The sequence below is a fragment of the Pseudomonas sp. BC42 genome (assembly GCF_021560055.1).
Taxonomy (GTDB): domain Bacteria; phylum Pseudomonadota; class Gammaproteobacteria; order Pseudomonadales; family Pseudomonadaceae; genus Aquipseudomonas.
In genome coordinates, this window is sequence record NZ_CP091067.1 from 1,484,654 (window position 1) to 1,504,684 (window position 20,031).

General features: G+C 64.8%; 18 protein-coding genes. 9 read left to right on the forward strand and 9 right to left on the reverse strand.

The window, feature by feature from the left end; all coding sequences use genetic code 11:
• Positions 1-56: 56 nt before the first annotated feature.
• The gene (locus L1O02_RS07020; RefSeq protein ID WP_060840768.1) at positions 57-962 is read right to left on the reverse strand and encodes a LysR family transcriptional regulator; all 906 of its coding nucleotides are present in this window, start codon (positions 960-962) and stop codon (positions 57-59) included.
• A 113-nt stretch (positions 963-1,075) separates the two neighbouring features.
• On the opposite strand from L1O02_RS07020, the gene L1O02_RS07025 reads away from it, so the two are divergent.
• Positions 1,076-1,960, forward strand: coding sequence for an MBL fold metallo-hydrolase (locus L1O02_RS07025; protein WP_108545319.1), 885 nt, complete (start codon positions 1,076-1,078; stop codon positions 1,958-1,960).
• Between the two features lie 69 nt (positions 1,961-2,029).
• Positions 2,030-2,644, forward strand: a complete 615-nt coding sequence (locus L1O02_RS07030; RefSeq protein ID WP_060840766.1) for an NAD(P)-dependent oxidoreductase — start codon at positions 2,030-2,032, stop codon at positions 2,642-2,644.
• A gap of 113 nt (positions 2,645-2,757) precedes the next feature.
• Here the strand turns inward: L1O02_RS07030 and L1O02_RS07035 are convergent, their stop codons facing one another.
• Complete coding sequence (locus L1O02_RS07035; RefSeq protein WP_060842006.1) at positions 2,758-3,639, reverse strand: LysR substrate-binding domain-containing protein; 882 nt, start codon at positions 3,637-3,639, stop codon at positions 2,758-2,760.
• A 144-nt stretch (positions 3,640-3,783) separates the two neighbouring features.
• Between L1O02_RS07035 and L1O02_RS07040 the strand changes: the two genes are divergently transcribed.
• Entirely contained in the window at positions 3,784-5,421 is a 1,638-nt protein-coding gene (locus L1O02_RS07040) for a 5-guanidino-2-oxopentanoate decarboxylase (protein ID WP_235759728.1), read from the forward strand.
• A complete protein-coding gene (locus tag L1O02_RS07045; RefSeq protein WP_235759729.1) occupies positions 5,418-6,866 on the forward strand; it encodes an aldehyde dehydrogenase family protein in 1,449 nt (482 codons plus the stop codon). Before L1O02_RS07040 ends, L1O02_RS07045 begins: the two co-directional genes overlap by 4 nt.
• 27 nt (positions 6,867-6,893) lie before the next feature.
• On the opposite strand, the gene L1O02_RS07050 is transcribed toward L1O02_RS07045, so the two are convergent.
• Positions 6,894-7,823, reverse strand: a complete 930-nt coding sequence (locus tag L1O02_RS07050) for an AraC family transcriptional regulator (RefSeq protein WP_060840763.1) — start codon at positions 7,821-7,823, stop codon at positions 6,894-6,896.
• Between the two features lie 328 nt (positions 7,824-8,151).
• Between L1O02_RS07050 and L1O02_RS07055 the strand changes: the two genes are divergently transcribed.
• The gene (locus L1O02_RS07055; RefSeq protein WP_060844457.1) at positions 8,152-8,517 is read left to right on the forward strand and encodes an antibiotic biosynthesis monooxygenase family protein; all 366 of its coding nucleotides are present in this window, start codon (positions 8,152-8,154) and stop codon (positions 8,515-8,517) included.
• A 9-nt stretch (positions 8,518-8,526) separates the two neighbouring features.
• The gene (locus tag L1O02_RS07060; protein ID WP_060840761.1) at positions 8,527-8,799 is read left to right on the forward strand and encodes a hypothetical protein; all 273 of its coding nucleotides are present in this window, start codon (positions 8,527-8,529) and stop codon (positions 8,797-8,799) included.
• A gap of 9 nt (positions 8,800-8,808) precedes the next feature.
• On the opposite strand, the gene L1O02_RS07065 is transcribed toward L1O02_RS07060, so the two are convergent.
• Positions 8,809-9,438, reverse strand: a complete 630-nt coding sequence (locus L1O02_RS07065) for a flavin reductase family protein (RefSeq protein WP_060840760.1) — start codon at positions 9,436-9,438, stop codon at positions 8,809-8,811.
• Positions 9,439-9,603: 165 nt separating this feature from the next.
• Complete coding sequence (locus tag L1O02_RS07070; RefSeq protein ID WP_235759730.1) at positions 9,604-10,056, reverse strand: heme utilization protein; 453 nt, start codon at positions 10,054-10,056, stop codon at positions 9,604-9,606.
• A 386-nt stretch (positions 10,057-10,442) separates the two neighbouring features.
• Here L1O02_RS07070 and L1O02_RS07075 point away from each other — a divergent pair, with 386 nt between their 5' ends.
• Positions 10,443-11,198, forward strand: coding sequence for a hypothetical protein (locus L1O02_RS07075; RefSeq protein WP_235759731.1), 756 nt, complete (start codon positions 10,443-10,445; stop codon positions 11,196-11,198).
• A 98-nt stretch (positions 11,199-11,296) separates the two neighbouring features.
• Here the strand turns inward: L1O02_RS07075 and L1O02_RS07080 are convergent, their stop codons facing one another.
• The 4 genes from L1O02_RS07080 to L1O02_RS07095 form a co-directional block, all read right to left on the reverse strand.
• Positions 11,297-12,619 (reverse strand): MFS transporter, encoded by a 1,323-nt coding sequence (locus L1O02_RS07080; RefSeq protein WP_060840757.1) that lies wholly within the window; start codon positions 12,617-12,619, stop codon positions 11,297-11,299.
• Positions 12,620-12,878: 259 nt separating this feature from the next.
• A complete protein-coding gene (locus tag L1O02_RS07085; protein WP_060840756.1) occupies positions 12,879-14,213 on the reverse strand; it encodes a sigma-54 dependent transcriptional regulator in 1,335 nt (444 codons plus the stop codon).
• Positions 14,207-15,973, reverse strand: a complete 1,767-nt coding sequence (locus tag L1O02_RS07090; protein WP_060840755.1) for an ATP-binding protein — start codon at positions 15,971-15,973, stop codon at positions 14,207-14,209. Before L1O02_RS07090 ends, L1O02_RS07085 begins: the two co-directional genes overlap by 7 nt.
• 153 nt (positions 15,974-16,126) lie before the next feature.
• Positions 16,127-17,650: a fumarate hydratase gene (locus L1O02_RS07095; RefSeq protein ID WP_060840754.1), complete on the reverse strand. Its 1,524-nt coding sequence runs from the start codon at positions 17,648-17,650 to the stop codon at positions 16,127-16,129.
• Between the two features lie 337 nt (positions 17,651-17,987).
• Between L1O02_RS07095 and L1O02_RS07100 the strand changes: the two genes are divergently transcribed.
• Entirely contained in the window at positions 17,988-19,094 is a 1,107-nt protein-coding gene (locus tag L1O02_RS07100; protein ID WP_235759732.1) for a GGDEF domain-containing protein, read from the forward strand.
• Entirely contained in the window at positions 19,087-20,025 is a 939-nt protein-coding gene (locus tag L1O02_RS07105) for an iron-sulfur-binding ferredoxin reductase (RefSeq protein ID WP_235759733.1), read from the forward strand. The genes L1O02_RS07100 and L1O02_RS07105 overlap by 8 nt, the downstream gene beginning before the upstream one ends.
• Positions 20,026-20,031 lie beyond the last annotated feature (6 nt).

Consider the following 20,031-nt stretch of genomic DNA (forward strand, 5'->3'; position numbering starts at 1 on the left):
TTGCCAGACCGCTGGCCGGTCTGATTGGCGAGGTATTCAGCGGTTCGATCGTATGGCTAGAGCCCCACGTCCCAGAGCGGTTCCTGGGGGAATCTGAGGACCAGGAAGTCCAGCATGCTGCGCAGGGTGGCGGGCATGTGCTTGCGCGAGGCGTAGACCGCGTACATGTTCATCTTGCGCGGTTCGGCATGGGGCAGCAGGCGCACCAGCTCTGCGCGCTTGATGTACTCCCCGGCCTGGTAGCTGGGGAGCATGGCGATACCGGCGCCGGCCACGGTGGCGCGCAGCAGGGTGCTGGCTTCGTTGGCGCTGATGTTGCCCTGTACCGGCACTGACACCTGCTCGCCGTCCTGTTCGAAATGCCACAGGCTCTTGCCGAAGTAGGAGTGGGTCAGGCAGTTGTGCCGGCTCAGCTCTTCCACCCGTTGCGGTGCCGGGTGTTCGCGCAGATAGGCCGGGGACGCGCAGATCACCGAGCGGCAGACGGTCAGGCGGCGGGCGATCAGGTTCGGGTCCAGGTCGTTGCTGGTACGGATGGCCAGGTCGATGCGCTCATCCACCAGGTTCACCGTGCGATCGAGCATCTGCAGGTCGATGCTCACGCCCGGATAGCGTTTGACGTAGTCGGCCATGGCATCGGCCAGTTGCGATTGGCCGAACGAGGTACTGACGCTGATGCGCAGCAGCCCGCGGGGCGCGTCATCAGGTTCGCCGACCGCCGCCTGCATGTCGTTGGACAACTCCAGCATCTGTCGGCAGCGGGGCAGGATCTCGCCGCCGGCGGCGGTCAGACTCAGCTTGCGCGTGGTGCGGTGCATCAACCGCGCGCCGACCCAGTCCTCCAGTTCCGCCAGATAGCGTGAAACCACCGGTCGCGACAGGTCCAGGTGGTCGGCGGCGGCCGATTGGCTGCCCAGGTCGACGACGGTGACGAAGACCCGCATTGCTTGGAGACGATCCATGATTTGCCCGCTTTCAGAAACAAACTATGTTCAAGCATCGCATTTTTTGTAACGAGACTGGCAACTAAGCTTGCTCCACTTCTCACCTGTCAATCGATGCCGGAGCTGCCTTCATGATCGGATTCACCTCACTCAAACGCCTGCTGCTGGCCACCGCCACCCTGGGTTTTGCCGCCCATGCCGCAGCCGCCGAGCCCAGCCTGCAACTGGATGTCTACAACCCGGGCGCCAATGCCATCTTCCCGGTGACCTCGGTGCTGGTCAGCGGCAAGAAGGACGCCATCCTGGTGGACGCCCAGTTCGGCAAGTCCCAGGCCCAGCAACTGGTGGACAAGATTCGCGCCAGCGGCAAGCACCTGACCACCATCTACATCAGCCACGGTGACCCGGACTACTACTTCGGCCTCGACACCCTGACTGCCGCCTTCCCCGACGCCAAGGTCGTGGCTTCGCAGCCGACCGTGGATCACATCAAGGCCACGGTGGACGGCAAGCTGGCGTTCTGGGGCCCGAAAATGGGCGCTGACGTGCCGGCCAAGACCATCGTGCCCGGTGTGCTCAAGGGCCACAGCCTGACCCTGGAAGGGCAGAAGCTCGAAGTCATCGGCCTGGACGGCAAGCAGCCGGACCGCAGCTTTGTCTGGATTCCGTCGATCAAGGCGGTGGTCGGTGGCGTGGTGGTCGCGGAAAACATCCACGTGTGGATGGCCGATACCCAGACGCCACAGTCCCATACCGACTGGCTGAGCACCCTGAAGACCATCGAGGGCCTGCAACCCAAGACCGTGATCCCCGGGCACTTCCTGGGTGACAGCGCCCGTACCCTGGCCCCGGTGCACTTCACCGCGGACTACATCAAAGCCTTCGATGAAGAGACAGCCAAGGCCAAGGATTCTGCCGCACTGATCGCGGCCATGAAGAAGCGTTACCCGGACCTGGGCGAAGACAGCTCCCTGGAGCTGAGCGCCAAGGTCGCCAAGGGCGAAATGAAGTGGTGACACCGGTTTGACCCGCTCCCCTGTGGGGGCGGATGCCTCTGTACTCTCTTAGCCAACTGGAGACACATCATGAGCAACATCGCAATCATTGGCGCCACCGGCCGTGCCGGTAGCCAACTGCTGGAAGAAGCCCTGCGTCGCGGTCACAGCGTCACCGCCATCGCCCGTAGCACAGCGAAGATCGGCCAGCGTGCCGGCGTGGTCACCCGCGAAGTGGATGTGGCCGACAGTGCTGCGTTGCAGGCGGCTGTGGCCGGTCACGACGTGGTGATCAGTGCCGCGCATTTTTCCACCATCCCGGCCAATGCCATCATCGATCCGGTGAAAAAGGCCGGGGTCAAGCGTCTGCTGGTGGTGGGCGGTGCCGGTTCGCTGCTGTTGCCCGGCGGCGGCAAGGTCATCGACAGCCCGGGCTTCCCGGAGGAGTACAAGGCCGAGGCCAGCGCCGGTGGCGTGTACCTGGACACCTTGCGCAAGGAGCAGGATCTGGACTGGACCTTTCTTTCGCCATCGGCGGAGTTCGTCGAAGGTGAACGTACCGGGCACTTCCGCCTGGGCCAGGACGATCTCTTGGTGAGCGCCGAAGGCCGCAGCTGGATCAGCTTTGCCGACTACGCCATCGCCCTGCTCGATGAAGTGGAAAAACCGGCTCATCGCCGTCAGCGTTTCACCGTTGGTTACTGATTAGCGGCCGATTGCCCCGGCAGCCGCCTGCTCCAGGCGGCTACCGGGGTGCACTCAGTGTCGAAGGCCCCACGCGGGCCTTTTTGCTGTCTACCGGCATCAGGTTTTCTGCTTCAGCGCTGTCGGGCCTGTTCCACCAGCCAGTCCAGCAGTTCCTGCAGGGCCGCCGAAGGCCCCGGACGTTCCGGGTACACCAGGTAATACGCCTGCCCCGTGGGCACCTTCAATTCAAAGGGCATGACCAGCCGCCCGGCACTCAGGTCATCGCCAATCAACGCCCAGTCACCAATCGCCACGCCCGTGCCCTGGGACGCCACGGACATCGCCAGGTCCAGGGTTTCGAAGTGCTGGCCCTTGCCCAGGGTGTCCAGTGGCGTACCGGCGGCCTTGAGCCAGGTCTGCCAGTCCCGTTGGTCATGGGATGGGTGCAGCAGCAGGTGCTGTTGCAGGTCGGCTGGGCTTTTGAGCGGTACCGGGCCTTCCAGCAGCGGCTGGGAGCAGACCGGGGTCAGCTGTTCATTGAACAGGTGCCGCGAGCCCAGGGTCGGGGGCGGCGGCGCGCCATACATCACCGCCGCGTCAAACGGCTCGCGGCCGAAATCCACCCCGTGGGCAATGGTCGTGGTCAGTTGCACCGGCACCTCGGGGCGTTCCTTCTGCCACTGCAGCAAGCGGGGCAGCAGCCAGCGCATCACACAGGTCGGGGCCTTGAGCCGCAGGTGGCGATTGCGCCCGCCGATCTCGTCCACCGCACCATTGATCAGTTCGAACACCTGCTGCACCCGCGGCAGCCATTCCCGGCCTTCGGCCGTGAGGCTCAGGCCGCGGGCCTGGCGCTGGAACAACGGATAACCCAGGTGGCTTTCCAGTCCGGCGATCTGCCGGCTCACGGCGCCTTGCGTGATGTGCAATTGCTCGGCGGCGCGGGTGAAGTTGCAGCACTGGGCGGTGACCAGAAAAGTGTGCAGCGCGGGCAGGGGGGGAAGGCGTTTCATGGGGAGCCAAGGCATGACGTGGGGACATGGCTAGTATGACTTTTTATCCATTGTTGCGGCTACCGGCGCGCCGTTCCAATAGCCCTCTCCCGGCGCCCGGCAGTGGCGCCCGCCGGGTATCCAATCAACAAGAAGGGCGATGAGATGGCGACGTGCGGTGAAGTACTGGTCAAGTTACTCGAGGGCTATGGCGTCGAGCAGGTGTTCGGCATTCCGGGGGTGCATACGGTCGAGCTGTACCGCGGCCTGGCCCGTTCGTCCATCAAGCACGTCACCCCGCGGCATGAACAGGGGGCCGGTTTCATGGCCGATGGCTACGCCCGCACCAGCGGCAAGCCCGGTGTGTGCTTCATCATCACCGGCCCCGGCATGACCAACATCACCACCGCCATGGGCCAGGCCTACGCTGACTCGATCCCCATGCTGGTGATCTCCAGCGTGCAGACCCGCAGCCAGCTGGGCGGCGGGCGCGGCAAGCTGCACGAGTTGCCCAACCAGAGTGCGCTGGTCAGTGGCGTGGCGGCGTTTTCCCATACCCTGATGAGCGCCGACGAGCTGCCGGCAGTGCTGGCCCGGGCCTTCGCCCTGTTCCAGGCCGGGCGGCCGCGGCCGGTGCACATCGAGATTCCCCTGGATGTACTGGTGCAACCCGCCGATCACCTGCTGGCCAGCGAACCGGTCAACATCGCCCGGGCCGGTGCAGCCCCGGCGGCGGTGGCGCAGATGAGCCAGTGGCTGGCTCGGGCCAAGCGTCCGCTGATACTCGCCGGCGGCGGTGCCATCGAGGCGGCGCAATCCCTGACCCTGCTGGCCGAGCTGCTGCAGGCGCCGGTGGCCTTGACCATCAACGCCAAGGGCCTGCTGCCGTCGGCGCATCCGCTGCTGATCGGCTCCACCCAGTCGCTGGTGGCGACCCGGGCCCTGGTGGCGGAGGCCGACGTGGTGCTGGCCATCGGCACCGAACTGGCGGAAACCGACTATGACGTGACCTTCGCCGGTGGTTTTGAAATTCCCGGTGCCTTGCTGCGCATCGATATCGACCCCGACCAGACCGTGCGCAACTACCCGCCGAAAGTGGCATTGGTGGCCGACGCACAGATTGCAGCCCAAGCGCTGCTGGCAGAATTGTCGCGCCAGCCCTTGAGTGCCCGGGGCACCGATTGGGGCCCGGTTCGGGCTGCGGCCCTGCGCAGCGAACTCGAAGGCCTCTGGGACGCGCCGACCCGGGCCCAGACCCGGTTGCTGGAAACCGTGCTCGAGGAGTTGCCGGAGATCGTCGTGGTGGGCGATTCCACCCAGCCGGTGTACAGCGGCAACCTGACCTTCAACCCCGAGCGGCCACGACGCTGGTTCAATGCCTCCACCGGCTACGGCACCTTGGGTTATGCCTTGCCGGCGGCGATTGGTGCCTGGCTCGGCGGCGGCTCGCAGCCCAGCCAGCGCCGGCCGGTGGCCTGCCTGATCGGCGACGGTGGCTTGCAGTTCACGCTCGCGGAACTGGCCTGCGCGGTCGAGGCGCAGACCCCGATCATCGTCCTGCTGTGGAATAACCAGGGCTACGAAGAGATCAAGAAATACATGGTCAACCGCGCCATCGAGCCGGTGGGCGTCGACATCTACACCCCGGATTTCATCGCCGTGGCCAAGGGCCTGGGGTGCGCCGCCGAGCGCATCGACACCGCCGAGCAACTGCGTGCGGCATTGCGCGCGGCGGTGGATCGCCAGGGCCCGACCCTGATTGAAATCGACCAGAACCGCTGGACCCAGGGAGTCACGGCATGAGCGCGCAAGCGGTGTTGAACGGGCTGTACATCGACGGCCAATGGTCGGCGGGCGACGCGCTGTTGCAGGTCATCAGCCCCGTTACCGAGGCCCCGCTGGCGCAGGTGGCGGTGGGCGGTGCCGAGGCGGTGGATCAGGCGTTGCAGGCCGCCACCCAAAGTTTCGCGCGCTGGTCGCAAAGCAGTGGGGCCGAGCGTGCCGCGGTGCTGCGCAGGATTGCCCGCGGCGTCGCCGAGCGCCGTGAGCGCCTGATGCACTTGCAGTCGAGCAACAACGGCAAGCCGCAGTTCGAAGCCGCAATGGACGTGGACGATGTGATTGCCACCTTCGACTATTACGCCGGGCTGGCCGAGGGTCTGGACCGGGCCCAGGACACCGAGGTGGCGCTGCCCAGCGCCGACTTCAGCGCCCGCTTGCGCCGCGAGCCCTGTGGCGTGGTCGGGCTGATCGTGCCGTGGAACTTCCCCATGGTCACCACCGCCTGGAAGCTCGCGCCCGCTCTGGCGGCGGGCTGTTGCGTGGTGCTCAAGCCTTCGGAAGTGACCCCGCTGGCGGAGCTGGAGCTGGCGGCGATCATTGCCGACAGCGGCTTGCCCGGTGGCGTGTTCAACCTGGTGTGCGGCACTGGCTTGGCGGTGGGCGCGCCGTTGGCGGCGGACCCGCGCGTGGCGAAGATTTCCTTCACCGGCAGCAATGCGGTGGGGGGCCAGGTGATGCAGCGGGCGGCGGAAACCGTCAAGGGCGTGAGCCTGGAACTGGGCGGCAAGTCATCCTTGCTGGTGCTGGCCGATGCCGACCTGGACCTGGCGGTGGAGCTGGCCTGTGGCGGCGGTTTCTTCAATGCCGGGCAGATGTGCTCGGCCACCAGCCGGGTGTTGGTCGCCGACGAACTGGCCGATGAATTCCTCTTGCGGCTCAAGGCCCGGACCGAGGCTATTCGGGTGGGCGACCCGTGCGACCCGGAGGTGACCATGGGGCCCCTGGTCAACCAGGCGCAATACCGGCGCGTGCTGGCGCACATCGAGCGCGGCTTGAATGTCGGTGCCAGGCTGGTGCGTGGCGGCGGCCGTCCGGTGGGGTTGGCCCAGGGCTTTTTCATCCAGCCCACGGTGTTCACCGAAGTGCCGCTGGACAGCGCCTTGTGGCGCGAAGAGATCTTTGGCCCGGTGCTTTGCGTGCGCAGCTTCAGCAGCGAACAGGAGGCGATCGCGCTGGCCAACGACAGCGAGTTCGGCCTGGTGGCCAGCGTGGTGGGAGCGGACCTGGACAATGCCGAACGGATCGCCAATGCCTTGCAGGCCGGCCTGGTATGGATCAACGCGCCCCAGGTGATCTTTCCCCAGACCGCCTGGGGCGGTTACAAGCAGAGCAGCATCGGCCGCGAACTGGGCCCCTGGGGCCTGCAGGCGTTCCAGGAACTCAAGCACGTCATCCGCGCCCTGTAGGCGCCGGCGTGTTCTGGCGAACCCGAGCTACCCGCCAACCCGCAGGCGCGCCATGTCCCGCAACGGCGGCGCGCCGAACAACCGACTGTATTCGCGGCTGAATTGCGACGGGCTTTCATAGCCGACCCGGTAACCCGCCGCCGAAGCTTCCAGCCCTTCGGCCAGCATCAAGCGCCGGGCTTCCTGCAGGCGCAGCTGTTTCTGGTACTGCAAGGGACTCATGGCGGTCATCGCCTTGAAGCGGTGGTGCAGGGTCGACACGCTCAGGTTGACTTCCCGGGCCAGCTCATCGATGCGCAGCGGGTGGACGAAATTGCCGTTGAGCCACTTGATGGCCTGGTTGACCCGGTGGCCCTGGCTGTTGGCGGTGGCGATCTCATACAGGCGGTGGCCCTGGGGGCTGCGCAGCAGGCGATAGAGAATTTCCCGGCGCACCAGGGGCGCGAGCATGGCGATGTCTTTCGGGGTGTCCAGCAGGCGGGTCAGGCGCAGCACCGCGTCGAGCATCGCCGGGTCCAGGCGTTCCACGTACAGGCCGCGCCCGGTGGGCCGGGCAGGGACGCCGAGGGGGCCGGCATCGGCGATCAGCGCATTGATTTCGCCGGGGTCGATGTCCAGGCGCAGGGCCAGGATCGGCTCCTGCGGCGACACGATCGCCACCTTGCCGCTCAGCGGTACGGAAACCGAGACCACCAGGTAATTCAGCGGGTCGTAGTTGTAGCTTTCATCGGCCAGGCGCACTTCCTTGCGGCCCTGGGCCATGATGCACAGCGCTGGTTGCGCCAGCACCGAGCCGAAGTGATGGGAGGTGCTGTGGCGCGAGACGAACAGCGAGTCGATGGCAGTGGCGTAGCTGCCGTCTTCGGTGGTGTTGCGCGCGATGATCGCGGCCAGTTCCACGCGCTGGCGTTCCATCTCCGGAGCCAGGGGCGGCGGCAGGGTATCCAGTGATGACATGGGGCGCCTCGGGGTGTTTGCAGTCGGCACAGCTTAAGTTTGTGCAAGAGTCGCGGGTAGGCGAATCCTGCGTAAAACTTGCCTGATCCTGCTGCTTACGCGCGGGATAGACAAGAGGCGCCGACGCCCGGGCGCGTCACTTGCTTGAAACGCCGCGGTAACGCTTTTGCCCCATGCCGCCGCCCAAGCGATGGAGAAAGCGGCTGGTCGCAGGATTGGGCAAATCAACGGCAGAAATCGACTAACGCGCGAAAGGGCCCGCCCCGTATCGTTGATCCTGTCGCAGCCCGTCCCCGGCTGCCTCGACAACACCCTGGGAGGGTCGCACATGTCCACGCATATTCCGGTCAGTCACATGGCCTTTGTCCGAGCCCGGGCCGGGCGTTCCAAGGAACTGGGTGCGCGCTTGAGCAGCCTGATCGAACCGTCGCGCCAGGCCAGTGGTTGCCTGCACTTCGCCCTGCAGCATTCGCAGTGTGATGCCGACCTGTGGCTGGTGTCCGGTTTCTGGAGCAGCCAGCAGGCGATGACCGCCTATTTCAGCTCGCCGGCCATGGCGATCTTTGCCGAGCTGGTGCAGGACCTGGTGGTCAACAGCCTGGATTTTCATACCTTCAGTACGGTGTCGGCGCTGCAAGCCCATGGCGAATACCCCCAACTGCAGCGTGCACCGCTGCACAAGCTGGCCAGTTGAAGGTTTAGAATGGCCGACTTTTCATTGGCCAGGACTTGCAACATGGCACGCAAAGAGTTTGCACATTACGAAGCCGTTTCCGCGGTGGTTCCGGGGGAGGGCGGATACAGCGCCGCCATCGCCGTCAAAGCCCTCGGAGCATCGGGCGCCCCGCGCTTTCACAAAGTCCTGGATGAGCAGAGGTTCAAGACTGCTCATGACGCCGACCAGGCTGCCGCACAACAACTCGAACAGCTGGCCGACGTCGATCAGGACGGCGAATTGAGCTGGAAAGCCGACTGATTCGTCGCGCTACTTGACCGCCCCCGGGCGGTGCATCTTGAACAACGCTTCCGGCCCCAGCTGGAAGTAATCCGCCGGTCCGCCGCCGCGCAGAATCGGTTCTGCCGCGGCGGTGTCGTAGATCCCGTCCTTGAGCAGCCACTTGGCGATATGCACGGCGACCACCTCGCCGAGGATCAGCCAGCTCGGCACCAGCTCTTGGTCCGCCCGCTGCAATTGAATGATCTGGGTGACCTTGCACTCGAAGGACACCGGGCTCTCGGCTACCCGCGGCACACTGATGACCTTCGACGCCACGGGCGTCAGGCCGGCCAGGGCGAACTCGTCGACCTCGGGCGCAACCGCGGCGCAGCTCTGGTTCATCTGCTCGGCCAGTGGCCGGGTGGCCAGGTTCCAGGCGAATTCACCGGTGGCCTCGATGTTGTTCAGGCTGTCTTTGCGCCCGACGCTGGAGAACCCGATGATCGGTGGAATGTAGTTGAAGGCATTGAAGAAGCTGTAAGGCGCCAGGTTCAGGCGGCCTTGTGCATCCTGGGAAGAGATCCAGCCGATGGGACGCGGGCCGACGATGGCATTGAACGGGTCATGGGGCAGACCGTGGCCGAGGGCGGGTTGGTAGAAGTGGATATCGTCGGACATGGCTCAAGGTTCCTGCTGTGGGGCGAGTGAAGGGCGCCATAGTGCAGTGCGCACTGCTCGAATTCCAGCGTTCCAAACCCCGGTTTAGGCCGCTGACGGGGGATGTTGGCGGAGCACAAAAGACTAAGCCCGGCCGAAGCCGGGCTGTGATGTCAGGTGAGTCGATCAGCTGATGGTGGCGGAACCGGTGCGATCGTAGCCGTCGGCCGCGAAGGTGGCGGAACCGGTGCGGTCGTAGCCGTCTTCAGCGAGGGTGGCGGAACCGGTGCGGTCGTAGCCATCGGCAGCAAGGGTGGCAGAGCCGGTGCGGTCGTAGCCATCGGCGGCGAAGGTGGCGGAACCGGTGCGGTCGTAGCCGTCTTCAGCGAGGGTGGCGGAACCGGTGCGATCGTAACCATCGGCGGCGAGGGTGGCAGAGCCGGTGCGATCATAGCCGTCGGCGGCGAGGGTGGCGGAACCGGTGCGGTCGTAACCGTCGGCAGCGAAGGTGGCGGAACCGGTGCGGTCGTAGCCATCGGCGGCGAGAGTGGCAGAGCCTGTGCGGTCGTAACCGTCGGCAGCGAAGGTGTTGGCAGCCAGTACCGACAGGGTCAGGGCGAGGATCAGTTTGGTTTTCATGGCGGTGTCTCCGGGTTCGTTGAGGTGTTTGCGTTGGGCTTGATGTGAATCCTACTCCGATAAAGTTGATTAAAAAGCGCAAATAAATGCTTATTAAAATCGAATTTATCGATGTGTATAGGGGCGTCACTCACCGCCGATCAGCGCATTCAGGCCTCATTACAGATACGCACCAAGTCGCAACTTGGATTCAGTAGCAGCCTAAGGAGCCGGTATTAACTGACCGTTAATGGCTCAGTCCATGGGGCGGGAAAGGATTAAAAAAACCATCAACGGTTTTTTCATTCGGCCCCGACCTATTTTTCACCCCCGAGCCTTCAGCCTTCGCGCAGGTCTGCAACCCACGACAGGCCATTTTGAATGCGACCCTTGGAGCTCCTTGATCAATGAACAAACTTCCCCAGATCACCCTGGCCTTCTGGGTCATGAAAATCTGCGCGACAACCTTGGGGGAAACCGCCGGTGATCTGCTGTCGATGACCCTCAATGTCGGTTACGCCATCAGCTCGATGATCCTGATCAGCGTGTTCCTGCTGACCCTGGTCACCCAGCTGTGGTCCAAGACCTACAACCCGGTGCTGTACTGGATGGTGATTCTCTCCACCAGTACCGCCGGCACCACCCTGTCGGACTTCATGGACCGCACCCTGGGCCTGGGCTATGCCAGTGGCTCGCTGATCCTGATCGGGATGCTGCTGGCGACCTTCGCCGCCTGGCGCCTGAGTGGCGACTCGCTGAACGTCAACAGGATCCAGACCTTTCGCGGCGAGCTGTTCTATTGGATGGCGATCCTGTTTTCCAACACCCTGGGCACCGCCCTGGGCGATTACCTGGCGGACGATTCGGGGCTGGGTTTTGCCGGCGGCGCGTTGCTGATCGGCTCGACCATTGCCGTGGTGGTCCTGCTCAAGTACCTCACCCGGCTCTCGTCGGTGCTGCTGTTCTGGGTGGCCTTCGTGCTGACCCGGCCGTTCGGCGCCACCCTGGGCGACTTCCTCACCAAGCCCCATGAAAAGGGCGGGCTGGATTTCGGCACCATCGGCTCGTCGGCGGTACTGGCGGGGATTCTGCTGGTGATGATTGTCGGCGCGGCCTGGGCCCAGAACCGCTACGCGCGCCAGGGCGCCGCCGAACTCTCCTGAGCCACACCCACTTTCTGTAGGCGCCGGCTGGCCGGCGAACGCCTCCCCACAGATCGCGAAAAAAAGCGCCCGGGCCTTGCACCCGGGCGCTGTGGTTTTCAGTCGGTCTCGATCCGCGAATGCTTGCGGGTGTCCTTCATGGTCGCGTAGACCAGCAGCGAACAGGCAATACAGGCGGTGACGTACCAGTAGTAGCCGGTTTCCATGCCGATGCTCTTGAACCACAGGGCGATGTATTCCGCGGTGCCGCCGAAGATCGACACGGTCAGTGCGTAGGGCAGGCCCACGCCCAGGGCGCGGATTTCCGTGGGGAACAGCTCGGCCTTGACCACTGCGTTGATCGAGGTATAGCCGCTGACGATGATCAGCGCCGCCATGATCAGGAAGAACGCGCCCCACCAGGTCTGGATGGTGTGCAGGGTGGTGAGGATCGGCACGGTGAACAGCGTGCCGAGGATGCCGAAGGCAATCAGGATCGGCCGCCGGCCGACCTTGTCCGAGAGGGCACCGATCACCGGCTGCAGGCACATGAACAGGAACAGGGTGGCGGCAGAAATGGTGGTGGAGTCGGAAATGCTCATGCCGACGGTGTTCACCAGGTATTTCTGCATGTAGGTGGTGTAGGTGTAGAAGGCCAGGGTGCCGCCCATGGTCAGGCCGACCACGGTCAGCAGTTCCTTGGGATGACGCATCAGGGTGCGCATCAGGCTTTCTTTGGGCTTCTCTTTCTTCTTGGTGAAGGACTCGGTTTCTTCCATGCCGCGACGCAGGTAGAGCGCCACCACCGCACACAGGGCGCCGATGCCGAACGGAATTCGCCAGCCCCAGGATTGCAGCTCCTCGGTGGTGAGGATGTTCTGCAGCACAATCAGTACCCCCAGGGCGATGAGCTGGCCGGAGATCAGGGTCACGTACTGGAAGCTGGAGAAGAAGCCGCGACGATCCTTGGTCGCCATCTCGCTGAGGTAGGTGGCCGAGGTGCCGTATTCGCCGCCCACCGACAGGCCCTGCATCAGGCGCGCCAGCACCAGCAGGATCGGGGCGCCGACGCCGATGGTTTCGTAACCCGGGGTCAGGGCGATGATCAGCGAGCCGAAGCACATCAGCAGCACCGAAGCCATCAGCGCGGCTTTACGGCCTTTGCGGTCGGCGTACAGGCCCATCAGCCAGCCACCGATCGGGCGCATCAGGAAGCCCACGGCGAAGATCGCGGCGGTGTTCAGCAGTTGCGCGGTGGTGTCGCCCTTGGGGAAGAAGACCTTGGCGAAGTACAGCGAGAAGGCGGCGTAGACGTACCAGTCGTACCACTCGACCATGTTGCCCACGGAACCGCTGAAGATCGACTTCAGGCGGCTGGCGGTGGTCTTTTCGGTGGCGGATGCGGCCGCCGACCCAGCAGGCAGGGTATTAGAGATATCCATGACGGATCCTTCTATTCATTGTTTTTGTGGAGCGCGCGCAAGCGCAGCCTGCTGGGGCTATAGCAGGACCTGTGCCAGGGCCGGGAAGCCCGGAATACAAGGGTTTGGCGAAAAGGATGAGCGGAAATCCGCCGATTGGCGGCGATCTCATGAGCGGAAATCTGCCAGGGGGGGGCAGGGGCAAGCTTTAAGCTGCAAGCCGCAAGCTTGGCGTTTGGCTTGCCGCTTGCCGCTTGCCGCTTCTGCTGCCGTTGTCGCTTCAGCTGTCCTTGAGGAACATTTCCCGGGTCAGGCCGTGCCGCTGCATTTTTTCATTCAGGGTCCGGCGTGGCAGTTGCAGTTCGTTGAGCACGGCCTTGATCTCGCCCTTGTGGCGGGTCAGGGCGGCGCGCAGGCATTGGGCTTCGAAGGCTTCCTGCTGCGCGGCCAGGGATGGGCCGGTTTCAAGCACTTCGGCCTCCGGCTCCCCGAGGCCCAGCACCTGACGCTCGGCGGCGTTGGCCAGTTCGCGCACGTTGCCCGGCCAGTCGTGACTGAGCAGGCGGCTCAACTGGGCGCCACTCAAGGGCGCGACGCTGCGTCCCAGGCGCTCGGCGGCGGCCCGGGCGAAGTGCTCGTAGAGCTGTGGAATGTCTTCGCGGCGCTCGCGCAGGGGCGGCAGGCGCAGTTCGGCCACGGTCAGGCGATAGGCCAGGTCTTCGCGGAATCGTCCGGCCCGCGCTTCCTCCAGCAGGTCCGGTTTGGTGGCGGCGATCACCCGCAGGTCGACCTTGATGCTCTGGTTGGCCCCCAGGCGCTCCAGTTTCTGTTCCTGCAACACCCGCAGCAGCTTGACCTGCTGGGCCAGGGGCATGCTCTCGATCTCGTCGAGAAACAGCGTGCCGCCGTCGGCATATTCCAGCTTGCCGATGCGTCGGCCCTGGGCGCCGGTGAACGCCCCGCTTTCATGGCCGAACAGTTCGGCCTCGAACAACTGCTCGGGGATCGCTGCGCAGTTCAGGGCCACGAAGGGTTTGCCGGCCCGGGGGCCGAAGTCGTGCAGGCAGCGGGCAACCAGCTCCTTGCCGCTGCCGGTTTCGCCACGGATCAGCACATTGACTGGCAGCGCGGCCAGGTCCAGCACCTGGCGGCGCAGGGTCTGCAGGGCGCGGGACGCCCCGAGCAAGGTGGCATCGAGCTTGGCCCGGCTGTCGGCCTGGTGATGCAGGTGGCGGTTCTCCAGGACCAGGCGCCGCTTGTCCAGGGCCCGGCGCAGGCTGCTGAGCAGGGTATCGGGGCTGAAGGGTTTTTCCAGGAAGTCATAGGCGCCGTCGCGCATGGCCTCGACCGCCATGGGCACATCACCGTGGCCGGTGAGCAGGATGATCGGCAGATCCGGGTCCAGGCGCTGGACCTGGGCCAGCAGCTCCAGGCCACTGATACCAGGCATGCGCACGTCGCTGAGGATCACCCCGGGAAAGTTCTGCGGCAATTGCGCCAGGCAGTCCTCGCCACGGCTGAACAGCTGGACGCTGAACCCCGAGAGGCTCAGCCACTGTTCGACGGCGGTGCGGATACTGGCCTCGTCATCCACCACGATCACCGAGTTCAGCATTGGATATGGGCCTCCAGGTCGATGGGCAGGCTCAGGGTGAACACTGCGCCCTGATCGCGATTGGCGGCGCTCAAGCGTCCTCCCAGTTCATGGACGATGGCGTAGGACACCGCCAGACCCAGGCCCAGGCCGTCGCCCACCGGCTTGGTGGTGAAGAACGGGTCGAACACGCTCAGCAGGTGTTCTTCGGCGATCCCGCCGCCGCTGTCGGCGACCCGCAGTTGCCACAGCTGGTCCTCGGCTTCGAGGCTGATCTGCAGGTGTTTTTCGGGCTTGTTCTGCATGGCGTCGAGGGCGTTGCGCAGCAGGTTGATCAGCACCTGCTCCAGGCGGATGGCATCGCCGCGAACCCAGGCCGGGCGGGTCAGGTGCAGCTCGACCTGGATGTTGTCGGCACGCAGCCGGGTTTCCAGCAGTTGCAGCGACTGGTCCACCACCGCGGCCAGGTCCAGGCGTTCGCGCAGGCCGCTGGGGCTCTTGCGGGCAAAGGTCTTGAGATGACTGGTGAGGGCGGCCATGCGCGTCAGCATGTCGTCCAGGGGCCGCAGGGCCTTGTAGGCCTCATCCACCCGACCGTGATCCAGCAGCAGCCGCAGGGTGGCGAGCTGCATGCGCTGGGCGGTCAGTGGCTGGTTGATTTCATGGGCCAGGGCCGCGGACATCTGCCCCAGGGCGGCCAGCTTGGCCGATTGCACTAGGCCTTCCTGGGCGGTGCGCAGGTCCCGGGTGCGTTCTTCCACCAGTTGTTCCAGCTCCTGGCGATTGCGCTGGCGGATTTTCCCCAGGCGCCAGCGCTGGCTGAGGAACAGCAACAGGAACACCAGGGTCAGCCAGGCGCCGGCGGCGGCGAGGCCGGCGTTGCGGCTTTCCTCGAAGGCGCTCGCCGGCTTGCGCAGCAGGTGCAGGGTCCAGCCTTCGGCGCTCAGCGGCAGGGATTCCCACAGGTAATTGGCAACGCCGTCGGGGCCGTCGACCCGGACCAGGCTGCTGTTGGCGTCAAACCGTTGCAGGGCCGTGTGTTGCAGCGGAGTCAGGGGTTGCTTGTCGTACTGGCGGGTCAGCCTGATGTCCGCCAGATCGCTTTCGGACAGCGGCTGTAACTGCCGATAGCGCCAGCCGGGCTGGTTGGCGATAAAGATGATGCCTCGCGAGTCGCTGACCAGGAGGGTGTCATTGCCCTGGCTCCATTCATGCTCCAGCTCGGGAAACTCCAGCTTGACCACCATGGCCCCGAGGAAGTCATCGTTGTCGGCCTTGACCGCGCTGGAGAGGAAATACCCGGGAATCCCGCTGGTCACGCCCACCGCGTAGAAACGTCCGCTGCCCTGGCTACGGGTCTGCTTGAAGTAGGGGCGGAAACCGTAATTGTGGCCCACATAGCTGCTGGGCAACTGCCAGTTGCTGGCGGCCACGGCCAGGCCTTCGTGGTTGAGCAGCTCAAGGGTCGAGGAGCGGGCGGCGCCGTTGATCTTTTCCAGCTTGCGGTTCAGTGCATCCTGGGTCTGTGCCGTGACCGGGCCCTGCAGCGCCGCACGCAGTTCCGGGTCCAGGGCCAGCACCGCCGGCAGCGCGCGATAGCGCTCGATCAGGGTGTGCAGGGAGTTGGCGTAGAGTCCCAGCTGCTCGTTGGCGCGAGCCGCCTCTTCCACCAGTGCCAGGCGCTCGGCGTGGCGCATGGCCAGGCCGGCGCTGATTACGGTACCGGCGAGAATCACCAGGATGTAGAACGTCAAGCGTAGAGGGCGAGAGATCTGGGCCATGAGTCGGGGCAGGCTGCAATGGGGGCGGGAACGATAGCATGAGCGCCGGAGGTAACGTTGATCGCCGACAGTGTCGCGCAAGGGCGCGGCATAAAAAAAGCGGCGGGCCGTTGTCTCAACAGCGCCGCCGCTTTGGCCAGACGAGAGAAGGGCTTACTGCACTTCTACCGCCAGGCTGTCACTGATCTTTTTCTGCCAGATGGCGGGACCGGTGATGTGGACCGACTCGCCTTTGCTGTCCACGGCGACAGTCACCGGCATGTCCTTGACCTCGAACTCGTAGATCGCTTCCATGCCCAGTTCGGCAAAGGCCAGGACCTTGGACTTCTTGATCGCCTGGGCCACCAGGTAGGCGGCGCCGCCGACGGCCATCAGGTACACGGCCTTGCTGTCCTTGATCGCGTCGATGGCGGTCGGGCCGCGCTCGGACTTGCCGATCATGCCCAGCAGGCCGGTCTGCTCGAGGATCTGCCGGGTGAACTTGTCCATCCGCGTGGCGGTGGTCGGACCGGCCGGGCCCACCACTTCGTCGCCTACCGGATCAACCGGGCCAACGTAGTAGATGAAGCGACCCTTGAGGTCCACCGGCAGGGTTTCGCCCTTGTTCAGCATCTCGACCATGCGCTTGTGCGCAGCGTCGCGGCCGGTGAGCATCTTGCCGTTGAGCAGCACGGTTTCGCCCGGTTTCCAGCTCTGTACTTCTTCCGGAGTCAGGGTGTCGAGGTTGACCCGACGCGCCGACGGACCGGCTTCCCAGACGATTTCCGGGTAGGCGTCCAGAGGTGGCGCTTCCAGTGCGGCCGGGCCCGAGCCGTCGAGCACGAAGTGTGCGTGGCGGGTGGCGGCGCAGTTGGGGATCATGCACACCGGCAGGGAGGCGGCGTGGGTCGGGTAGTCCATGATCTTCACGTCGAGCACGGTGGTCAGGCCGCCCAGGCCCTGGGCGCCGATGCCCAGCTGGTTGACCTTCTCGAACAGCTCCAGGCGCATTTCTTCGATGCGGTTGGACGGGCCGCGAGCCTTGAGCTCGTGGATGTCGATGGACTCCATCAACACTTCCTTGGCCATCACCGCGGCTTTCTCGGCGGTGCCGCCGATGCCGATGCCCAGCATGCCCGGTGGGCACCAGCCGGCACCCATGGTCGGAACGGTCTTGAGCACCCAGTCGACGATCGAGTCGGACGGGTTGAGCATGGCCATCTTCGACTTGTTCTCGGAGCCGCCGCCCTTGGCCGCCACGTCCACTTCCACGGTGTTGCCCGGGACGATGGAGTAGTGGATGACCGCCGGGGTGTTGTCCTTGGTGTTTTTCCGGGCACCTGCCGGGTCGGCGAGGATGGAGGCGCGCAGGACGTTTTCCGGCAGGTTGTAGGCGCGACGCACGCCTTCGTTGATCATGTCGTCCAGGCTCATGGTGGCGCCGTCCCAGCGCACGTCCATGCCCACGCGAACGAACACGGTGACGATGCCGGTGTCCTGGCAGATCGGCCGGTGGCCGGTGGCGCACATGCGCGAGTTGATCAGGATCTGCGCCATGGAATCACGGGCGGCCGGCGATTCTTCGCGCAGGTAGGCCTCGTGCATCGCCTGGATGAAGTCCACGGGGTGGTAGTAGGAAATGAACTGCAGGGCGTCGGCAACGCTCTGAATCAGGTCGTCTTGCTTGATCACGGTCATGAGTCGCGCTCCTCTAAAAGACGGGAACATTTAATAAGGTGGCTGCAGCGGGGTACATCGGTCGGTTGCAGGCACCTTCTAAGGCACGCCGGACAGACAACTGGCGCGACGCTAAAAAGGCGCGGCAGTATACCGCGCCTGGGGGCCTGGCACACCCGCCAGCCGGGCAAACGAAAGTCGCCTATCGGATGGGCACCGTTCTTGCGTGGATCGGCGGCGAAAGCGCGGAACACGGCTTAAAATTTGGATAGTCATTTGCAGGGCGCAGCACTAAAGTGGCAACTGGCCTGCAGGGTAGGACACTCTTTAAGCCTCCTTTCTCACGGTGAATCGACGATTGACCCATAAAGCCATCCAGAGCTTGTTGTTCAAGCGCTTCAGCATTGCCGCTGGCACGTACGGACTGATCCTGCTGCTGTTCTGGCTGGCCGTTCTTACGGGGCACTATCGCGCCTCCATCAGCAGTGCACTGTTGGGCAGCGCCTTGGTGGTGGCCAGCCAGGGGGTGCTGTACTGGGTCTTCACCAGTGGGCGCAACCTGCGCTTTGCCGACCCCAGCCTGACCGAGGTCCAGGTGGTGTTGGGCATTGCCTGGCAGACCTGGCTGATTGCCCATCTGGATCAGGCCCGCGGCGCCTTCCTGGTGTTCTATATCCTGCCGCTGCTGTTCGGCCTGTTTCACTTGTCCCGGCGTGCCTACCTGCGCTGCGCGGTGCTGATCTTCTTCTGCTTTGCCGGGGTCAACCTGTGGGACGGTTTTCGTTTTGTCCTCGAGGACCCGCAACTGGCGGCGCTGCAAGTCTGTGTGTTGCTGGTGATGCTGGTGTGGATGTGCCTGTACGCCGCCTATGTGCAGGCTTCGCGCTCGCGCATGCGGCAGCGGCGTTTTGCCTTGCAGGCCCACCAGGACACGCTGCGGGGAATGATGCGGCAACTGGAGGATCTGGTGGCCACCGACGAACTCACCGGCCTGTTCAACCGCCGGCACTTCCTGCGCAATGCCAGCCGTGAACTGCAGGCCATGGGCCAGGAGCAGGTGCATGGGTTGGCACTGATCGATCTGGATCATTTCAAGCGCATCAACGATCTGCATGGTCATGCGGCGGGGGATCAGGTGTTGCAGGCCTTCGCCGGAGTGGCCAGCGCCTGCCTGCGGGACGGCGATGTACTGGCGCGCTACGGCGGTGAGGAGTTCGTGGTCCTGCTGCCCGAGTGTGATGCCGAGCGCCTGACCTCCTGCTGTGAACGCCTGCGCCTGGCCTTCATGGAGGTGCAACTGGTGGGCCTGAATGTGCGTGACCTGAGTCTGTCCGCGGGGATGACCCTGCTGCAGGCCGGCGATGACCTGGACGTCGCTCTGCAGCGGGCCGACCAGGCGCTGTACCGGGCCAAGCGCGATGGCCGCAATCGTTGCTCGGCCGCCTGGGAAAACCTCGATGCCTGAATTGACTGTCGGTAGCCGGCGCTGGTCGGTGGCGCCGGCCAGCAATCTGCTGGATGCCTTGAATCAGGCCGGGGTGGCGGTGCCCTACAGTTGCCGCGCCGGCAGTTGTCACGCCTGTCTGGTGCACTGTGTCCAGGGCCTGCCCAGCGACAGTCGGCCGGATGCCCTGAGCGATGAGCAGCGCCGTCGCGGCTGGCGCCTGGCCTGTCAGTGCCAGGTGGTGGAGGATCTGCAGGTCGAGACGTTCAATCCGCAGCGCGATGGCCAGCCGGCCAGGGTGAGCGGGCTGGACTGGCTGTCTTCCTCGGTCCTGCGCTTGCGCCTGCAACCTGAACGGCCGTTGCGTTATCGCGCCGGCCAGCACCTGGTGCTGTGGACGGCCACTCAGGTGGCCCGGCCATACTCCCTGGCCAGCCTGCCGGAAGAAGACCGCTTCCTGGAGTTTCACCTGGACTGTCGGCACCCGGGGCAATTCAGCGATGCGGCGCGCCAGTTGCAGGTGGGCGATACCCTCTCTCTGGGCGAGTTGCGCGGTGGTGCCTTGCACTACGACCCGGACTGGCAGCAACGGCCCCTTTGGCTGTTGGCGGCGGGCACCGGGCTGGCGCCGTTGTTTGGCGTTCTGCGCGAGGCCTTGCGGCAGGATCACCAAGGCCCTATCCGTCTCATTCACCTGGCCCATGACAGTTCCGAGCATTACCTGGCCAAACCCTTGGCTGCGCTGGCGGCGAACCGCCCGCAACTGAGCGTCGAGCTGTGGCAGGGGGCTGAGTTGACGGCGGCCTTGGCGCAACTGCGGCTTGTTTCCCGGCAAACCCTGGCCTTACTCTGCGGGCACCCCGACAGCGTCGAAGCCTTTGCCCGGCGCCTGTACCTGGCGGGGCTGCCGCGCAATCAACTGCTGGCCGATGTGTTCCTGCCCCGTGGTTGAGCGCTG